General features: G+C 71.7%; 10 protein-coding genes. 5 read left to right on the top strand and 5 right to left on the bottom strand.

Annotated elements, in window-relative coordinates:
- Positions 1-135: 135 nt before the first annotated feature.
- The 5 genes from RM590_RS19760 to RM590_RS19780 all read left to right on the top strand — a co-directional run bounded on the left by RM590_RS19760 (position 136) and on the right by RM590_RS19780 (position 12045).
- Complete coding sequence (locus RM590_RS19760; protein WP_311705953.1) at positions 136-4743, top strand: DUF6531 domain-containing protein; 4608 nt, start codon at positions 136-138, stop codon at positions 4741-4743.
- 89 nt (positions 4744-4832) lie between these two features.
- Entirely contained in the window at positions 4833-5180 is a 348-nt protein-coding gene (locus tag RM590_RS19765; RefSeq protein WP_311705954.1) for a CU044_2847 family protein, read from the top strand.
- A complete protein-coding gene (locus RM590_RS19770) occupies positions 5177-9487 on the top strand; it encodes a serine protease (RefSeq protein WP_311705955.1) in 4311 nt (1436 codons plus the stop codon). The genes RM590_RS19765 and RM590_RS19770 overlap by 4 nt, the downstream gene beginning before the upstream one ends.
- A gap of 834 nt (positions 9488-10321) precedes the next feature.
- Entirely contained in the window at positions 10322-11182 is an 861-nt protein-coding gene (locus RM590_RS19775; protein WP_311705956.1) for a serine/threonine-protein kinase, read from the top strand.
- A gap of 71 nt (positions 11183-11253) precedes the next feature.
- Positions 11254-12045, top strand: a complete 792-nt coding sequence (locus RM590_RS19780; protein WP_311705957.1) for a hypothetical protein — start codon at positions 11254-11256, stop codon at positions 12043-12045.
- A gap of 644 nt (positions 12046-12689) precedes the next feature.
- Here the strand turns inward: RM590_RS19780 and RM590_RS19785 are convergent.
- The 5 genes from RM590_RS19785 to RM590_RS19805 all read right to left on the bottom strand — a co-directional run bounded on the left by RM590_RS19785 (position 12690) and on the right by RM590_RS19805 (position 17805).
- Positions 12690-13454 (bottom strand): class I SAM-dependent methyltransferase, encoded by a 765-nt coding sequence (locus RM590_RS19785; protein WP_311705958.1) that lies wholly within the window; start codon positions 13452-13454, stop codon positions 12690-12692.
- Between the two features lie 271 nt (positions 13455-13725).
- A complete protein-coding gene (locus RM590_RS19790) occupies positions 13726-14751 on the bottom strand; it encodes a LacI family DNA-binding transcriptional regulator (RefSeq protein ID WP_311705959.1) in 1026 nt (341 codons plus the stop codon).
- A gap of 2 nt (positions 14752-14753) precedes the next feature.
- Entirely contained in the window at positions 14754-15593 is an 840-nt protein-coding gene (locus tag RM590_RS19795; protein ID WP_311705960.1) for a carbohydrate ABC transporter permease, read from the bottom strand.
- Entirely contained in the window at positions 15590-16510 is a 921-nt protein-coding gene (locus RM590_RS19800; protein ID WP_311705961.1) for a carbohydrate ABC transporter permease, read from the bottom strand. Before RM590_RS19800 ends, RM590_RS19795 begins: the two co-directional genes overlap by 4 nt.
- Complete coding sequence (locus tag RM590_RS19805) at positions 16507-17805, bottom strand: ABC transporter substrate-binding protein (RefSeq protein ID WP_311705962.1); 1299 nt, start codon at positions 17803-17805, stop codon at positions 16507-16509. The genes RM590_RS19800 and RM590_RS19805 overlap by 4 nt, the downstream gene beginning before the upstream one ends.
- Positions 17806-17885: the final 80 nt, after the last annotated feature.

The raw sequence follows: 17885 nt of genomic DNA on the forward strand, positions 1-17885 counted from the left end.
GTCGCCCTGTTTCCAGGCCAGTTGACCATCGACGGGCACCCCAGTCGGCTGCCCGAGGCGTTCTTGTGGGGCGGCGGAGGAGCCCGCTACCGTCGTATCACTGGGTAGTTACCCGATCATCGAGGGTGTGCGAATATGGCTCGTGCGTCCGACTGGAGTCCGGTGGATCTGGACTCCGATCCGGCCCCCGGGGAGCCGGAGGACATCCGCGAACTGGCCGACTCTCTACAGATCTTCGCCGACGATGTGGGCGAAGCCCTGGGGAAGATCCGGGGCATGGCGGGCGACAGCGCCGTACAGGACTGGGCCGGGCTCTCCGCCGACCGCTTCCGGGCCGAATTCGAGGGCGTCCCGGAGAACCTCTCCAAACTCCAGACCTCCTACGACATCTGCGCCCGCGCCCTGCACGGCTACTGGCCCCGGCTCGAAATCGCCCAGGGCATGGCCGACCGCGCGCTGGACAGCGCCATCGCCGCCCAGGCCGACCTCGCCGCGGCGCAGGTCCAGCTCGGCGACGCCGAGGGCTGGGTGGGACGCGCCGGCGCCGAGGCCGAGCGCCTCCAGGCCGAGGGCGACCGGGAAGGGGTCGAACCACCCGACGAGGACGCCGTCCGCGCCGCCACCCGCGACCACCAGGCCGCCCAGGAGGCCGCCGCCGCGGCCCAGTCCCAGGTCGGCGACGCCGAGGCGCGGCTGGCCGCCGCCCGCCAGCTCGCGCAGGACGCTCTCGCGCTGCGCGAGGAGGCCGCGCGCACCTGCGCCCAGGGCATCGAGGAAGCCTCCGACGCCGGTATCCAGAACCGGAGTTGGTGGGAGAACCTCGTCAGGTGGTTCGCCGACGCCTGGGACACCATCGTCTCCATCTGCAAGGTGATCGTCGCCGTCCTCGGCGTCATCGTGATGATCATCGGCGGGCCGCTGGCCTGGGTGGTGGTGGCCGCGGCGGCGGTGGTCCTGGTCGACTCGCTGATCAAATTCGCCCAGGGCAAGGGGTCCCTCCTCGATGTCGCCTTCGCCGCGCTGGACTGCATCCCCGGTCTGAAGGGCCTGACGACCCTGGGCGGCCTGGCCGCCGGCCTGCGGGGCCTGGCCGGAACGGGGCTGCGCGGCCAGGGTCTGGGCGCGCGGGGCCTGGGCCAGGCCGGGCGCGGTAACAGCATCCCGGTCAACAGCCGCGCCGCCTGCGGTGACCCGGTGGACATGGCCACCGGCGTGGTGCTCATGTCCACCACCGATGTGGAACTGCCCGGCGTGCTGCCGCTGGTCGTCGAGCGCCACCACATCTCCGGCTACCGGGACGGCCGTTCCTTCGGGCGTTCCTGGGCCTCCACCCTCGACCAGCGCCTCGTCCTCGACGACGGCGGAGCGCGGCTCCACACGGCCGACGGCATGATCCTGGACTACCCTGTCCCGCTCGCCGACCCCGACACCCCCGTGCTGCCGGTCGAGGGCCCCCGTTGGGGCCTGGCCTGGGACGGCCTGCTCGGCAGTCCCCTCACCGTCCGGCAGGGCACGGGCCAGACCCTCCACTTCGGCCCGGTCCCCGGCCGCCCCGGCGGCGAACTCCCCCTCCTCGCCGTCACCGACCGCAACGGCAACCGCGTCGACATCCGCCACGACCCGGCGGGCCACCCGGCCGAGCTCATCCACTCCGGCGGCTACCGCGTCGGGGTGACCACCACCGGACGCGGCCGGGTCACCGAGCTGCGGCTGCTCAGCGACCCGGAGCAGCCGACGCTCCTGCGCTACGGCTACGACGCCGGTGGAAACCTCGTCGAGATCCGCAACTCCTCCGGCGTGCCGCTGCGGTTCTTCTACGACGAGGACGGGCGGCTGTCCCGTTGGGAGGACCGCAACGGCCACTGGTACGCCTACGCGTACGACGAGGCCGGCCGCTGTGTCCACAGCACCGGCACCGACCGTTTCCTGGAGTACCGCTACGCCTACGACCCGGTGAACCACCGGACCACCGCCACCAACTCCCTCGGCCACGACACGGTCTTCCAGTTCAACGACAGCTACCAGCTCATCGCCGAGACCGACCCCCAGGGCCACACCAGCCGCAAGGAATGGGACCGCTACGACCGCGTGGCGGCGATGACCGACCCCCAGGGCCGCACCCAGACCTTCGAGTACGACGAGCGGGGCAACGTGGCGGTGGTGACCCGCCCGGACGGGCTGCGGACGCGAGCGGAGTACAACGCGTTCGGGCAGCAGACCGCGGTCGTCGAGGCGGACGGGGCCGTCTGGCGCCAGGAGTTCGACGACCGGGGCAATCTCGTCACCCTGACCGACCCGGCGGGCGCCACCACCCGCTACACCTACGACGACCGGGGCCGGGTCACCTCGGCCACCGACCCGTCGGGCCACGTCACCACCATCGAGACCGACGCCGCGGGCCTGGTGCGGACGATCACTGATCCGCTCGGCGGCACCGTCACGCACGAGTACGACGCCTTCGGCCGCCCGGTCACCATCACCGACCCGCTCGGCGCCGCCCACCACGCCGAATGGAGCGTCGAGGGCCGGCTGTTGCGCTCCACCGACCCCGAGGGCGGCACCGAGACCTGGACCTGGGACCCGGAGGGCAACTGCCTGTCCCACACGTCCGCGGACGGCGCCACTACCCGGTACGAGTACGGGCCGTTCGACCTGCCCACCGTGGAGATCCGGCCCGACGGGGCCCGGTACGTCCTCACCTACGACACCGAACTCGTCGTCACCCGGGTCACCAACCCCCAGGGGCTGACCTGGCGCTACGACCACGACGCCGCCGGCCGCCTGATCTCGGAGACCGACTTCGACGGCCGCACCCACACCTACACCCACGATCCGGCCGGCCGGCTCCTCTCCCGCACCAACAGCCTCGGCCAGACGGTCACGTTCACCTATGACCTCATGGGAGAAGTCACCGAGAAGAACGCCGACGGCCGGCGCACCACGTTCACCCTCGACCCCTATGGCCGGGTCCTGCGAGCCGTCGGCCCCGACGCGGACGTCGTCCAGGAACGCGACGTCCTCGGCCGGATCGTCGGCGAGACCGTCAACGGGGCCACGGTCACCCACACCTACAACGCCGTGGGTCAGCCCCTCTCCCGCGTCACTCCGTCCGGACACCGCACCACCTTCACCTACGACGCCGCCGGCGCGCCCGCCACCGTCACCAGCGCCGGCCGCCCGATCCGGTTCGAACGCGACTCCGCCGGCCGGGAGATCCGCCGGAGCATCGGGGAGCGGCCGGCCATCGGCCTCACCCAGGAGTGGGACGTCCTCAGCCAGCTCACCGCGCAGTCCCTCACCGCGCGGACCCGCCCGCTGTGGGAGCGTTCCTTCACCTACCGGCCCGGCCGCCGCCTCGCCGCGCTCGCCGACTCCCGGCACGGCACCACCACGTTCACCCACGACGCCGACGCCCGCGTCACCGGCGTCAACGGCCCGGGCTGGACGGAGACCTACGAGTACGACCCCGCCGGCAACCAGACCCGGGCGCGCTGGCCCGGCGAGGCCCACGACACCGAAGCGGCCGGCGACCGCGACTACACCGGGCTCCGCCTCACCCGCGCCGGAGGCATCCGTTACGAGTACGACGGCGAGGGCCGCGTCATCCTGCGCCAACGGAAACGGCTGTCCAAGAAGCCCGACACCTGGCGCTACACCTGGGACGCCGAGAACCACCTCACCGACGTCATCACCCCCGACGGCAGCCACTGGCACTACCTCTACGACCCCTTCGACCGGCGCGTCGCCAAACAGCACCTCGACGCCGACGGCACCGTTCCGGCGCAGACCACGTTCACCTGGTCCGGCTCGGAGCTGATCGAGGAATCCACCACCCGCCCGGAACAGGCCGAACGCACCACGCTCACCTGGGACTACGACCAGCTCCGCCCGCTCGCCCAGACCGAACGCACCCTCCCGGGCACCGACGAGGCGCCGCCGGGCGAATTCGACGCCCGTTTCTACGCCATCGTCACCGACCTCGTCGGCGCGCCCACCGAACTGATCGACGAGGCCGGCGACATCGCCTGGACCGCCCGCAGGACGTTGTGGGGAGCCGACGGCCCCGACGGCGGTGGGGCGGCCCGCATCCCGCTGAAATTCCCGGGCCAGTACGCCGACCCCGAGACCGGCTGGTACTACAACTACCACCGCCACTACGACCCGGCCACCGCCCGCTACACCTCGCCCGACCCGCTCGGCCTCGCCCCCTCGCCCAACCCCGTCGCCTACGTCGCCAACCCCCAGGAATTCTGCGACCCCACCGGCCTGGCCCCCTGCTGCCCGTCCCCGCACAACCGGCCACCGCACAACCACCACCAGGGCGGCCGGCCGGACGGCGAGATCGTCTTCACCGGGCACGGCGTGTTCCTGGAGACGCCCCGGAATTTCTGGGACAGGTTCCGCCGCAAGGAATTCACGGTGCCGCAGGGCACGTCCATCGCCGTCTACACCCACCACGGCGGGTCGATCGTCGGCGCGACGAACGGACGGATTCAGACGGGAAACATCGCGCCCTATCAGGTGTTCGGGCCGGGCCAGCGCATCCCCAACTACCATCTCCTGCCCCCGGACAGCTGGCGGGTACCCGTGGGGAACCCGGTCACGGTGACCTCTCCGACGCAGTTGTCCAGTCTCGTCGGGAAGAACATGGGAACGGTGCACTGGGCGGCGTGCATGACCATCCAGCGGGACGGGAGGCTGTGGGAGAGGACGACGCCGAACGGACCGCTGCTCCAAATTTGAAGATGTGATGAAAAGAGCCCGCGGGGTGGTCTCCGCGCCATCCGGTCCGGGCATACCCGTCGGGGGTGGCGTAGGAGGGGGAAACCGGTATGCGCGTGGTCGAGTTGCCGCTGTCGGACGACGGCGGCGAGCACGTCCTGGTGCAGGTCAGGGAGACGGATCCGGACGCGGAGCCGGGCGTGGTCCGGGTCGGCCGGGCCGGCGAGCCTCCCATCGGACGGGCGGCCCGGTCGCTGGACGCGATGCTGGGCGTCGTACACCCGGTCGCCGAGCGGTTCGTGGCGCGCTTCTCCGGCATGGAGCAGCCACCGGACGAGATCAGCCTCGACTTCGGCATCTCGCTGTCGGCCGAGGCGGACGTGCTGATCGCGACGACGTCGGGGGAGGCGAACTTCTCCGTCACGCTGACCTGGCACCGCCGGCAGGACCAGCCGTGACCGCACCCGAGCCCGCGCCACTGGCCGGCGGCATTCTGCGGGTGCTGCGCCCCGACGGTGTCGCGGCCGGCGCCGCGTTCCTGGTGACCGAGCGGCTGGCCCTCACCTGCGCCCACGTGATTGGAACGGGCAGCGGCGTGGGCCCGGGCCTGCGCGTCATGGTGGATGTCGGCGTGGCGGGCGGGCCGGGTCCGTTCCCCGCCACCGTGCGGGAGTGGCATCCCGAAGCGGACGTCGCCGTGCTGGAGGTGGCCGCGCCGCTGCCCGGCACGCGGCCGGTGCCGCTGGTGGAGACCGGCGACCTGCTCTGGGGCCACCGGGCCAGGACCCTCGGCTTTCCCCGGGGACACGACCAGGGCGTCTGGCACGCCGCGGTGCTGCGGCAGCAACAGGGCAACGGCTGGCTCCAGTTCGAACAGGCCGGCGACGGCCGCTACGCCGTCAGCCGGGGCTTCAGCGGGGCGCCGGTCTGGGACGACGAGCTGGCCGCCGTGGTCGGCATGGTGGTCGCGGCCGACCTCGGCCACCCGGTGGCGTTCCTGATCCCCACCGACCGCCTGGTCGCCGCCGTCCCGTCGCTGCGCGAGGTGGTCGGCCTGCCGTCCCCGTTCCCCGGGCTGGGGGCGTACCAGGAGAGCGACGCCGAAACGTTCTTCGGCAGGAAACAGGAGACCGAGCGGATCACCCGCCTGGTGCTGGACCATCCGCTGGTGACCGTTCTCGGCGCCTCGGGCTGCGGCAAGTCCTCCGTGGTCCGGGCGGGCGTGGTGCCCCGGCTGCATGAGGAGGGGCTGGCCACCTGCGTGGTGCCGCGCACCCGCGACCTGCTCGGGGCTCTCGCGACCGGCCTGACCACGCTCACGCGGCCCGAGTTACGGGGCCACGCGCAGCGGGACGAGATCCGGTGGACCCGGCGCGAGCTGGCCGAGGGGCGGCTGCCGGACCTGGTCGACCAGATCCGCACCACGCACGGCGTCGACGGCCTGGTCATCGTCGTGGACCAGTTGGAGGAGTTGCTGACCCGCGGAGACTCGGACGCGCCGCTCGCGCTGCTGTTCGGGGACAGCCCGCCGGACGGGCTGCGGATCCTGACGACCCTCCGGGTGGACTTCCTCCAGCCCGTGGAGGAGAACCCGATGCTGCGGCGCGCGGTGCGGGGCGCCACGTTCCTGTTGCCGCAGATGACGCCGGACCAGATCCGCGAGGCGGTGACCGGCCCCGTCGAGCGGGTGCCGGCCGTCTCGTACCAGGACGGGCTCGTCGACCGGATCGTCGAGCACGTGGGGAACGCCGCGGGTGTGCTGCCGCTGCTGGGGTTCACCCTCGATCAGCTCTGGCGCGACCAGCGTGCGGGGCTCCTGACTCTGCAGACGTACGCCGAGCTGGGCGGGGTCCATGGAGCGCTCGCCAAGCGGGCCGAGAGAGCCTGGGAACGCCACACCTCCGACGGCACGAACGCCGAGGCCACCGAACGCGTCCGGCGGCTGCTGACCCGGCTGATCCGGCTGCCGCCGGGCACCCACACGCCCATCCGCCGCACCGCGCGCCGCGCCGAACTGTCACCCGGCGAGTGGGAGGCCGCGCGGTTCCTGGCCGACCAGCGGCTGCTGGTGATCGCACCTCCCGAGACGGAGGAGGACGCCCGGTACGGGGAGAGCGTCGAGCTCGCGCATGAGGCGCTGATCCGGGTCTGGCCGACACTGCGGGACTTGGCGGAGGCGGACCGGGACTTCCTCGCCTGGCACGAACGATTACGGCAGGACCAGGCGCGCTGGGCGGCGGCCGGGAGCCCGGACGACCTGCTGCCGGGCGAAACGGCCCTGGCGGCGGCGGAACCGTGGGTGGCGCAGCGCAGCGACGACATAGGCGCCGCGGACCTGGACTTCCTCGAACGGGGGCGGGCGCGGCACCGCCGCCAGGCGCGCCTGCGGCGGGGGCTCTTCGGCACGCTGGGCACGGTCGCCCTGGTCATCGCCGTCCTCGCGTCGCTCTTCGGCTACCAGACGCGGGTGAGCGCGACCCGCGACGCGGAGTCGGAGTCCCGCGCCCTCGCGGCGGCCTCGGCGGACGCGCTGGCGACCGACCCCGCGCTCGCGGCGATGTACGCGCTGGCGGCGTACGAGCGGGCGCCGACCGACGAGGCGCGGGACGCGCTGCTCCAGACGTACGTCACCTACGGGTCGACCGAGCTGGTGATGTCCGGGGCGCGGGGCGGCGTCGATCGGGTCGCGGCCAGCGGCGACGGGCGGGTGATCCTGACGACCGGCAGGGAGGGGCAGGCCACTCTCTTCCTCCGGGACGAGGCCGACCAGCTCTCCCGCGAGCGTCTGCCGTTCGGCGACGACTACGCCCTCTATCCCTTCGTGTCGCACGACGGGAAGCGCGCCGGATATGTGACCCCTTCCGGTGCCCTCGTCTGGTACGGACTGGGCGAGCCGGGTGCCGAGGGCGGGGACGGGCCGCTCGGCCGGAGCCGCACGATCCCCGGCCCGGACTTCAGCATGGACGAGCTCGGCCTGACGCCCGAGCGGCGGATGGTCGCCGTCTCCCAGGACGGCGACCGCGTGGTGGCGGCGTCCCTGGAGAACCAGCTCTTCCACTGGGACCTGGACACGGAAACTGCGGGCGAGGCCGTCCTGCTCCCCCCTCTCACCGTCATCCGCAACGTGTGGTTCGGCCGGGACCGCGACTTCGCGCTGGTGGAGGTGGCGCCCGATCCCTTGCTGGAACTGGAGGACGACACCGGCGAGTTCGCCAACCACGAGGTGCTCAGGGTCAACCTGATGTCGGGTGAGGTCACCACGATCGTCGAGGACATCGTCGGCGCCGCCTTCTCCGGGGACGGCACCACCCTGGCGTTCTGCGACGCGGACGACACGCTGTCCGTGGCCCGCGCCGACGAGAGCGTGCACACGTCCATCGCCGGCGCGTGCGACAGCCTCAGCACGCTCGCGCTGGACCACACCGGCCGTTACGTGTCGAACGGATCGCAGCCGCCCGTCGTCCACGAACTGTCCGGAGACGGCGAGGCGGTCGAGCTGGCGCAGGCTCCGGGAAACGTCTTGACCGCCGGCTCGGACGACACGACCCACGGATCGATCCTCACCGACGGCGACCGGTACTTCCATCTCGTCGCCGACTCCGAGGCCGTGGTCCTGGTGGAGCAGCCCCTGACACGGGAGCCCATCCACAGTTCGCTGGGGCTTCTCGGGGAGGGGGACCGCGTGATCGCCTACACCGACGACCACGACGGCGACGGAGTCACCGACGACGGCGGCCGCTCCCACCTGGGGCTGTACGACATCACGGGAGACTCCGGCACATGGCGGCAGTTGGCGGAGGTGGAGCGGCAGGGGGCCACCTTCGTCCCCGCTGTCTTCGATGTCGTGACCACGAACCGCCGCGGTGACCTGCTGGCCGACCTCATGACCGCGGAGGGACGGATCGTGATCCGGGACACCGAGACGCTGCGACCCGTGACCGAGATCCAGACGGAGCCGCTGCCGCCGAACCCCCACCCGAACCCGATGCCCGAGATCCAGTACTTCTTCCGCGGCGACCGGCATCTGATCACCCGGTCGGGCAGCGTGGTCGAACGGTGGGACGCGCGCACCGGGCAGCGAACCGACCGCGTCGACCTCGCCGATCTCGGGCTGCTCAGCGACGACCCGCTGCATGCCGAATGGCTCCAGATCACCGGTCATCCGCGGGACGACCACATCGCCGTCGTCAACGGTGGCCCCGAGGTGCGGGTGGTGGACATGCGCGCGGGCCGCGAAGTGGCGGAGCTCCGCGCCGACACGGGCGAACGCCTCAGCACCGTGTCCTACAACGCGTATGACGAGCGGCACATGATCGTCGTACGGCCCGCCACCGCCTGGGAGCAGTGGCAACTCCCCTCGCCGCGGCGGCTCACGGGGCCGACCGAGCTGTGCGGCGGCTGCCCGGACGACTACGTGATCTCGCCGAGCATCCGCCCGGACGGCCGGTTCCAGCTCGCCAGCGCCGGCCAGGTCCGGATCTACGACCATGACTCCGCCGTCCCCGTCGGGCGCTGGGACGTCGGCCGGGGAGGGGACTTCCTCACCGCGTCGGACGACGGGGACACGCTGCTCTACGTTCCCTGGAACGACGCCCTGGCGGCGTGGTCCGACGCAGGTCAGGTGACCGTGATCCGGCTGGACGGGGTCGAGGAGTGGCGGAACGAGACCTGCCGCATCACCGGCTGGCTCACCGTCACCGATGGCGAGGAGGTTCAGGAGACGACCGGTCTTCCGGCGCGGGGCCTGTGCGACCCGCCCGGCTAGTACGGTCCGCCGCGAACTCATGGTGGCGGGCGGCGCTCGGCGAGGACCAGGATGGGCGGTGCCCTCGGCAGGGGCGCCAGGTGTGGTTGATTCCGCGGTCCTCCGAGGGAGCAACGGTGTAGTGGTCGGCGCGTGGCAGACCTCGCACAGGGATGTCGGCACGCATGTAGCGCCACAGGTCGCGGGAGGTGAACCCTGCCTCGGCCAGCGCCCGAGCGGTGAGGCCCACCACCCGCTGTCCACCGGCGAGCGACCCGCCAGCGCGTCGGCCAGCATCTCCGCCGTCGCCTCTGGTCGCCCGGCGATGCGATCCGTGTTCACCAGTCGCAGTACGGCGTTCTCGTCGCCCGCCGCGTACGACCGCACCCTCGGATGGGTCACCCGACCCGACGCTGTGACCGCCGTGCGTCCTCCCGCACTCGCCATGACGTGGAACCCCTGTCAGCGGCCACAGTAGTTGGCGGGCGAACGTCAGGAGCCGCGCACCACGGCCTTCGGCAACCGGACGCCCCACGGGCCGAGGGGCGGTGATGACGGCGGGACGCCGAACGCAACCGGCCCCGCCGCATGGGGCGGATGGGAAACAAAGCTGTGAGTGCCCCACACATCCTGCTGCCCTGCCCGAGATGGGCAGCGGTCGCCGAGAAGGCCGGCCGCCGTGCTCGGCTGTGGTCGCGGTTGCCCGGGGCGTGGCTGGACGGGCGGCCGACGGCTTGCCGCCCGCGGTGGGGCCGGGAGTGGGTGCTGGGGACCAGCGGGGGCAAGTATCTTCACTGCGCGGGGAGTTCGCTGGTACCGGGTATTCGGGAGCGGGGGAAGTGTGCCATGTGGCCGTTGAATGACAGTGATCCGCGGCGGGTCGGCGGGTACCGGCTGCTGTACCGGCTGGGCGCGGGCGGCATGGGCCAGGTGTATCTGGCGCGGTCGGACGGCGGCCGTTTCCTGGCGCTGAAGGTCGTGCACCCGGGGCTGGCGTCTGCTCCGGGGTTCCGGGAGAGGTTCGCCCGTGAGATCCGTGCCTCGCGGGCCGTTTCGGGGGACGGGACGGTGCCGGTGGTGGCCGCCGACGCCGACGCGGCCACGCCGTGGCTGGCTTCGGCATACGTGCCCGGCCCGTCGCTGGCCGAGGCCGTGCACGAGTACGGCCCGCTGCCCGAGCCGGCACTGTGGCGGCTGCTGTCCGGGCTGACCCGGGCGCTGGACCTGGTGCACACAAGCGGCTTGGTCCACCGGGACCTGAAGCCCTCGAACGTGCTGATGTCGCAGGACGGTCCTCGGCTCATCGACTTCGGGATCGCCCGCGCGATGGATGACACAGGGCTGACCGGCACCGGCCTGGTCGTGGGGTCACCCGGGTACATGTCGCCCGAACAGGCCGAGGGCGCAGAGGCAACGCCGGCGGGGGATATTTTCGCGCTGGGTGCTCTGATCGCCTATGCGGCCACCGGCCGGGGCCGTTCGGTGCCGGAGCCGGCCCCGAAGTGCTGTTCCGGGTGGTGCACCAGGAGCCGGACCTGGACGGCCTGCCGGCGGGCCTGGCGGCCGTGGTGCGCCGCTGCCTGGCCAAGCAGCCCGGCGCGCGTCCGTCCCTGGCGGAGTTGCGGGCGGCCGCCGCTGCACAGGACGGGGGAGGCCCGGACTGGCTCCCCGGCCCCATCGCGTCGGCGATCGCCCGCCGTGCGGAACAACTGCTGAACCTGGAGGCGGCCGACACTGCCCACACACCGCCACAAGGGCCTGCCGGGGGCGGCACGGACCCGAACGCGGTGCCGACGCAGGCCGCCGCGCCCGGCGGTCCCGTGCCGCAGACGGTGTGGCAACCCGCACGGGAGACCCTGATCGCTCCCTGGGTTCGCGGGGGAGCGCTGGCCCGGCCGGCGCTGAGCCTGTGGGGGCTCATCTCCTTGGGCGGCCTGCTGGTGTTCACGCCGGAGTTGCGTGCCCTGGTGCGCGACTACCCCGAGAGCGCGGACAACATCGACTTCGGCGGGCTGGCCGAGTGGGCGCAGGGCAACCAGTGGGTCACGCCGCTGACAGGAGTGTTGACAGGAGTGCTCCTCATTGCCCTGGGCTCCTTGCGGTACGCGGGCCGCCGCCTCCGCGCCTCCACTGAGCGCGGCATCCGTCTCTGGGTCGCCGCCGGTGCGGCCTACTGGCTGCTGTGGGCGGGGGCGATCGGCTTGAGTACCGTCTGGTTCCTGGGCATGGACGACGGCTTGAGCGGGGACGCGGCCCGGGCCAGTGCGGCCCCTGCCCATCTCGCTGCCCACGTGGGCGTGGGGCTCGCTCTGTCCGTCAACGCCGTCGTGGTCCCGTTCGTCGGCATTGGCGCCCTGGTACGCCTGACGCGAGCGCTGGGCGGAGAGGTGTCACTCCCGGCGCCGACCGGCTGGGAGTACGTCGACGACGACCGCCTCGCCGCACGGATGGGACGGATGCCGCCACCGCCGGGGATGCCCCATTCCTTATCGCGATCCAGTCGCTGCGAACCGGCAACTTCGCAGCCGCCGAGGTCAGTTACCAAGAGTACAACGGCGTGCTGCGGGCTCGTTCCGTGAATGCCGGCCGCTGGGAAACGTTCGCCCTGGAGTGGGATGCGGCGAGCGGGACCCACACTTTGAGATCGCTGGCCAACGGACGGTACGTCACGGTGAAGCGCGACACTGCGGTCCGAAATGCGTTGTATGCCTCATCAGCGACCGTCGGCAGAGGCGCACGGTTCCGCCTCCACGACCGCCCCACCTGAGCCGAGCAGGACTCGGCCGGTGACCCGCCTTTGCCACATGCCCCGAGGGTTTTCAGGCCACCTACGACTGGCAGACCGCGAGCGTTCTGCAGAGCATCACCATGGTCAACGGCATCGCGGTGGCGGACACCGGTACACCCTGTTCGACCGAAGCGGCGCTGCCGTGGGGATGTGGCGCTCCGCTGCCCCGGCGCGCGCTGGCGGCAGCGGTCGCGGACACGAAGCACTACGAGATCACGGGTCCACGGGCGCGGCCGGCGTTCAGGTCCTGTCCGGTCGGTCGATGAGGTACCCCCGGGGGTACCTCCCAGCGTTAGCTGGGGGAGGATCAGCCTGCGGCGTCTGGTGCGACACATCTTCGCAGTGCCTGATCCAACCATGGCATCGGGCGGCGCTCTCATCTGGTGAGCGCCGCCGAAGTCAATGACGGTTACCCGCTTCTGCATTACCAGGTGTTCAACCGGCCAGCTGTGCCTTCCAGATTTCCTCGCTGGGCCAGTGGTGGGCCCAGTCGGCCGAGACTTCGGCGTAGTCCCGGTGCGCGGGCTTGGGCGCCTGGATTTCGATCAGGTCCTCGACGATGAAGCCATGGGACCGCAGCAAACGGAGCATCTCGCCATGGGGCAGGGTGAACTCTATCCCCTCGCCCCAGTCCAGCCGACGCAGGCCGAATTGAGGGCGGAGCAGGGTCGTGGACGCCTCGCCGTCAGGTTGCCCGCAGAGCGCGAACAGCGGTGACCGGCGCGTGAACACAAGCCTGCCGCCGGGTACCAGCAAGCGCGCGGCCTCCGGGATCCACCGGTAGGGGGCACACCACAGCGAGGCACCGTAATCGCTGATCGCGAAGTCGAACGTGTCGTCGTCGTAGGGGACTTGCTCGGCGTTGCCCAGCACGAGGGGGAACGTGAGGCCGAACTCTTCTTGCATCGCCTGCGCGGTGGCGAGCTGCTTCTCCGACAGATCGATCCCGACGGGGCTTGCGCCCGCTCGCGCCAGCCATGCCGAGACGTACCCGGTTCCGCAGCCCAGCTCGATCGCACGCATCCCGGCGATGTCGTCAGGGAACACCGAGACCTGTGACTCCGGCGTCGCCCACAACCCCCAGTGTGGTTCCTCAGCCGACCACTCGCTGCGCGCGAGCGGTCCATGCCACCCCGCTGCGTGGTCATCCCAGTGGCGCCGGTTCAGCTCTACGTATTCGTCGTGGGCGCGATCGGTCATGGACACATTGAAGTGAGAGCAGCGCGCGGTGGCAACCGAATACTGGACGCGGGGCGCCGATAAAATCAACCCGCCCCGCGCCCCGGGGTGTTGACACACGAGAGGCGGACCTGTGGACGAGTTCCTGGAAGACCTGGCCGAAGAGGTCCTCGACGAGGCGGAGGACGCCCTGGAGGACATCGGCGTCGACGTGGAGATCGACGGCGACTGAGCCGGCGAGGGGGTGGCCGGCGGTGCGTCGGCCACCCCCGCACCGGTTCCCGCAGTCGGCTCAGGCCGAGTCGCGGGGGACCAGCTCGGTGGGGAGGATCACCGCCGAGGTGGCGTCGCCGTCGATCTGGGAGAGCAGGACCCGGACCATCTCGGTGCTGATCCGGTCCCAGGGCTGGCGGACCGTGGTCAGCGCCGGGCGGGAGCTCAGCGCGGCGGTGGAGTCGTCGAAGCCGCCCACCGCCACATCCTCGGGAACGCGGCGGCCGGCCCGTTCCAGCACCCCCAGGGCGCCCTGGGCCATCAGGTCGGAGGCCACGAACAGCGCGTCCAGGTCCGGGCGCCGGTCCAGCAGCCGGGCCGTGGCCGCGGCGCCGCCCTCGCGGCTGTAGTCGGCGGTGACGATCAGGTCGTCCTCCACCGGCAGCCCCGCCTCCGCCAGCACCTCCCGGTAGCCGGCCAGCCGGTCCACGCCGCCGGAGGTGTCCAGCGGGCCGGTGACCGTGCCGATCCTGCGCCGGCCGGCGGCCACCAGGTGGCCGACCATCTGCCGGGCGCCGTCCCGGTCGTCGGCGGCGACATGCGCCAGGCGCGTTCGCCCCATCGGCTTGCCGCACATGACCACCGGGATGCCCGCCCGCACCAGCTCCTCGGCCACCGGATCGCCGGTGTGGCTGGAGATCAGCAGCACCCCGTCCACGTGCCCGGCCGCGATGTAGCGGGTGAGCCGCCGCTGCTCCTCGCGGCTGCCGGCGATCATCAGCAGCAGCGGGATGTCGTGCGCGGCCAGCGCCTGGGTGCAGCCGCGCAGCAGGACGTTGAAGTTCGGGTCCTCGAAGAACTTCTCCTGCGGCTCGGTCAGTAGGAACGCGGCCGAGCCGGAGCGGCCCGTGATCAGGCTGCGGGCGTGCCGGTTGACCACGTAACCCGTCTTGCGGATGGCCGCGTTGACCGCCTCGGCGGCGGCCGGGCTCACGTAGTGGCCGCCGTTGAGGACGCGGGAGACGGTGCCGCGGGAGACACCGGCCTCCCGCGCCACGTCGTGGATCGTCGGCCTGCGGCGCCGCGCCGGGTTGTTCGGGGTCACGTTCACGACTTTACGGCGCCGGAGAGCAGGTCAAGGCTCCAGTACCGCTGGATGAACAGGAACAGGGCGATCAGCGGCAGCACTGCCAGCAGCGAGCCGGTGATCACCAGGGTGTACAGCGCGGGGCTGTTGGAGCCCTGGTTGAGCAGGGTGTAAAGGCCCAGTGTCATCGGGAACTTCTCGTCGTCGCTGAGCATGATGAACGGCAGCAGGAAGTTGTTCCAGATCGCCACGAACTGGAACAGGAAGATCGTCACCAGTCCCGGCAGCATCATCGGCACGGCGATCGTCCGGAAGATGCGCCACTCGCCCGAGCCGTCCATCCGGGCGGCCTCGATCACGTCCTCCGGCACCGCGGCGGCGGCGTAGATCCGGGCCAGATAGATGCCGTAGGGGGACAGCAGCACCGGGATCAGGACCGACAGATAGCTGTCGGTGAGGCTGGCCTCGGCGAGCAGCAGGTACTGCGGGACGGCGAGGATCACCGGCGGCATCAGCACGCCGGCGAGCAGCACCCCGAACACCGCCTCGCGGCCGGTGAACGAGTAGACGGCCAGGGCGTAGCCGGCCAGCGCGGAGACCGCGCAGGACAGCGCGGCCCCGACCCCCGCGTACAGCACGGAGTTGGCCATCCACTGCCAGTAGACGCCGTCGCGGTAGGCGGACAGGTCACCAATGTTCTCGAAGAGGCCGGTGCCGGGCACGAAGGTGAACGTGGAGAACAGCTCGTCGCCCGCCTTGGTGGAGGCGACCAGCACCCAGGCCACCGGCACCAGGCAGTACAGGGCGCCCAGCAGCAGCGCGGCCGTGGGCAGCAGCGCCACGCGGCGCGTCGCGTTCATCGGGCGGTCTCCTGGCGGTTGCGGGAGCCGACGGCGCGGAGGAAGCCGAAGGACAGGAGCAGGGTGACCACGGCGATGATCACCGCGGTGGCGGCGGCGGAGTGGATGTCGCCGCCGTCGAACGCGTCCCGGTAGACCTTCATCAGCGGGCTCCATGTGGACGAGACGCTGTTGGTCAGCGGCCGGAGCGTGGTCGGCTCGCTGAAGACCTGAAGCGTGGCGATGATCGAGAAGAAGAAGGTGAGCACGAGCGAGGGCGCCACCATCGGGATCTTCACGCGCAGCGCGATCTGGAGCTGCGAGCAGCCGTCCAGCTTGGCGGCCTCGTGGACCTCGGCGGGGAGGGCGCGCAGCGCGGTGTAGATCACGATCATGTTGAAGCCGGTGCCGCCCCAGACCGCGATGTTGGACAGGGCGATGAACAGGGCGTTGCCGCCCAGCAGATCCGGCTCGGGCAGACCCAGGCTGTTCAGCACGTGGTGCAGCGGGCTGACGGACGGCAGGTAGAGGAAGCCCCACAGCAGCGCGGCGATCACGCCGGGCACGGCGTAGGGCAGGAAGATCACCAGCCGGCTGAAGCGCCGGCCGCGCACGCGGTCGGCGTCCAGCAGCAGCGCGAACAGCAGGGCCAGGCCGAGCATCAGGGGCACGACGATCAGCCCGTAGACGCCGACGCGCGCGGCGCCGGCGAGGAGTTCGCTGTCGCCGAGGGCGTCGGTGTAGTTGGACAGGCCGGCCCACACCTCCTGGCGGGCGCCGCTGCCCAGGCCCAGGCCCTGGACCTCGATCGTGCGCAGGCTCAGATAGACGGCGTAGCCGATGGGCAGCGCGAAGAACAGCGCGAACAGGATGACGGCCGGGGCGAGGAAGGCGAACGGGGCGCGGCGACGCGCCCCGCTGGTGGCGCGGCGGCTCACTCGGCCACCTGGAAGCCGTGCGACTCCATGTCCTCGACGGTGGCGCGCTGCATGGCGGTCAGCGCCTCGCCGAAGTCGCCGCGGCTCTCGGCGGCGGAGCCGAACGCGTCGTTGAACGTCGAGTAGGCGACGTTGACGTTGGGGCCCCAGGCGGCGGGGGCGGTGCCCTGGGCGATGGCGGCGGCCTGCTCGTAGAAGTCGGGCTGGTTCTCGAAGAACGCCGGCGGCTCGGCCAGCGCGTCGCCGGTCTGGGCGGCGGTCGCGGCCGGGTAGATGCCGCCCTCGCGCACCATGGCGGCCAGCGCCTCGGGGTCGGTGTTCAGCCAGGCGGCGAACTCGGCGGCGGCTTCCTGGTCCTTGGCGTCATTGGTGACGGCCGTGGTCGAACCGCCCCAGCTTCCGGTGGCGTTCGCGCCCTCCTCCCACTGCGGCAGCGGCGCCATGGCCCACTGGCCGGCGGTGTCGGGGGCGGCGGTGGACAGCGTGCCGGGGGCCCAGACGGCGCTGACCCAGGCGATCTGGTCGCCCTCGTTGAGGGCCTGGTTCCAGGCGGGGGTGTACATCGGCTCGTTGAGGATCACGTCCTCGGCGACCAGGCCGCCCCAGAAGTCGGCGACGCGCTGGGTGGCCTCGTCGTCGATGGCGACGCGCCAGGTCTCGCCCTCGGTGGTCCACCACTGGGCGCCGGCCTGCTGGGCCAGCCCGGCGAAGAGGCCGGCGTCGTTCGCGGAGAACGTGGTCAGGTACTTGTCGGGGGCGACGTCCTTGAGGGCGCGCGCCGTCTCGGCGAACTCGTCCCAGGTGGTGGGGACGGTCAGGTCGTACTCCTCGAAGAGGTCCTGCCGGTAGTAGAACATCATCGGCCCGGAGTCCTGCGGCAGCGCGTAGACGGCGTCGGTGCCCAGCGTGACCTGCTGCCACAGGCCGGGGGCGAACTGCTCCTCGGCGTCGGCCACCTCGCCGGATATGTCGGCGAGAACGTCGTTGCTGACCAGGGTGGGCAGCGCCTGGTACTCGGCCTGGACCAGGTCGGGCGCCTCGCCGGCCTGGGCGGCCGTGATCGTTCTGGTGACGAGGTCGTCGCCGGCGGCCTGTTCCTTGACGGTGACCTGGATGTCGGGGTTGGCCTCGTTCCAGATCTCGACGACCTTCTCCATCCCCGGTGCCCAGGTCCAGTAGGTCAGGCTGACCGGGCCGTTCGAGCCGGAGTCCCCGTCGTCGGAGCCACCGCAGGCGGTGACGGCGACGGCGGTGAGCGCGGCGGTGAGCGAGACCGCGACGGTGCGGTAATGCATGATTCCTCCTGTGCCGGGGAGCTGTGAGCGTTCACAGTAGAGAAACAGATCCGACACCTGTCAATGCTTGGTACTACGTC

Origin of the sequence: Streptomyces litchfieldiae, from assembly GCF_031845365.1 — a bacterium.
Classification (GTDB): domain Bacteria; phylum Actinomycetota; class Actinomycetes; order Streptomycetales; family Streptomycetaceae; genus Streptomyces; species Streptomyces litchfieldiae.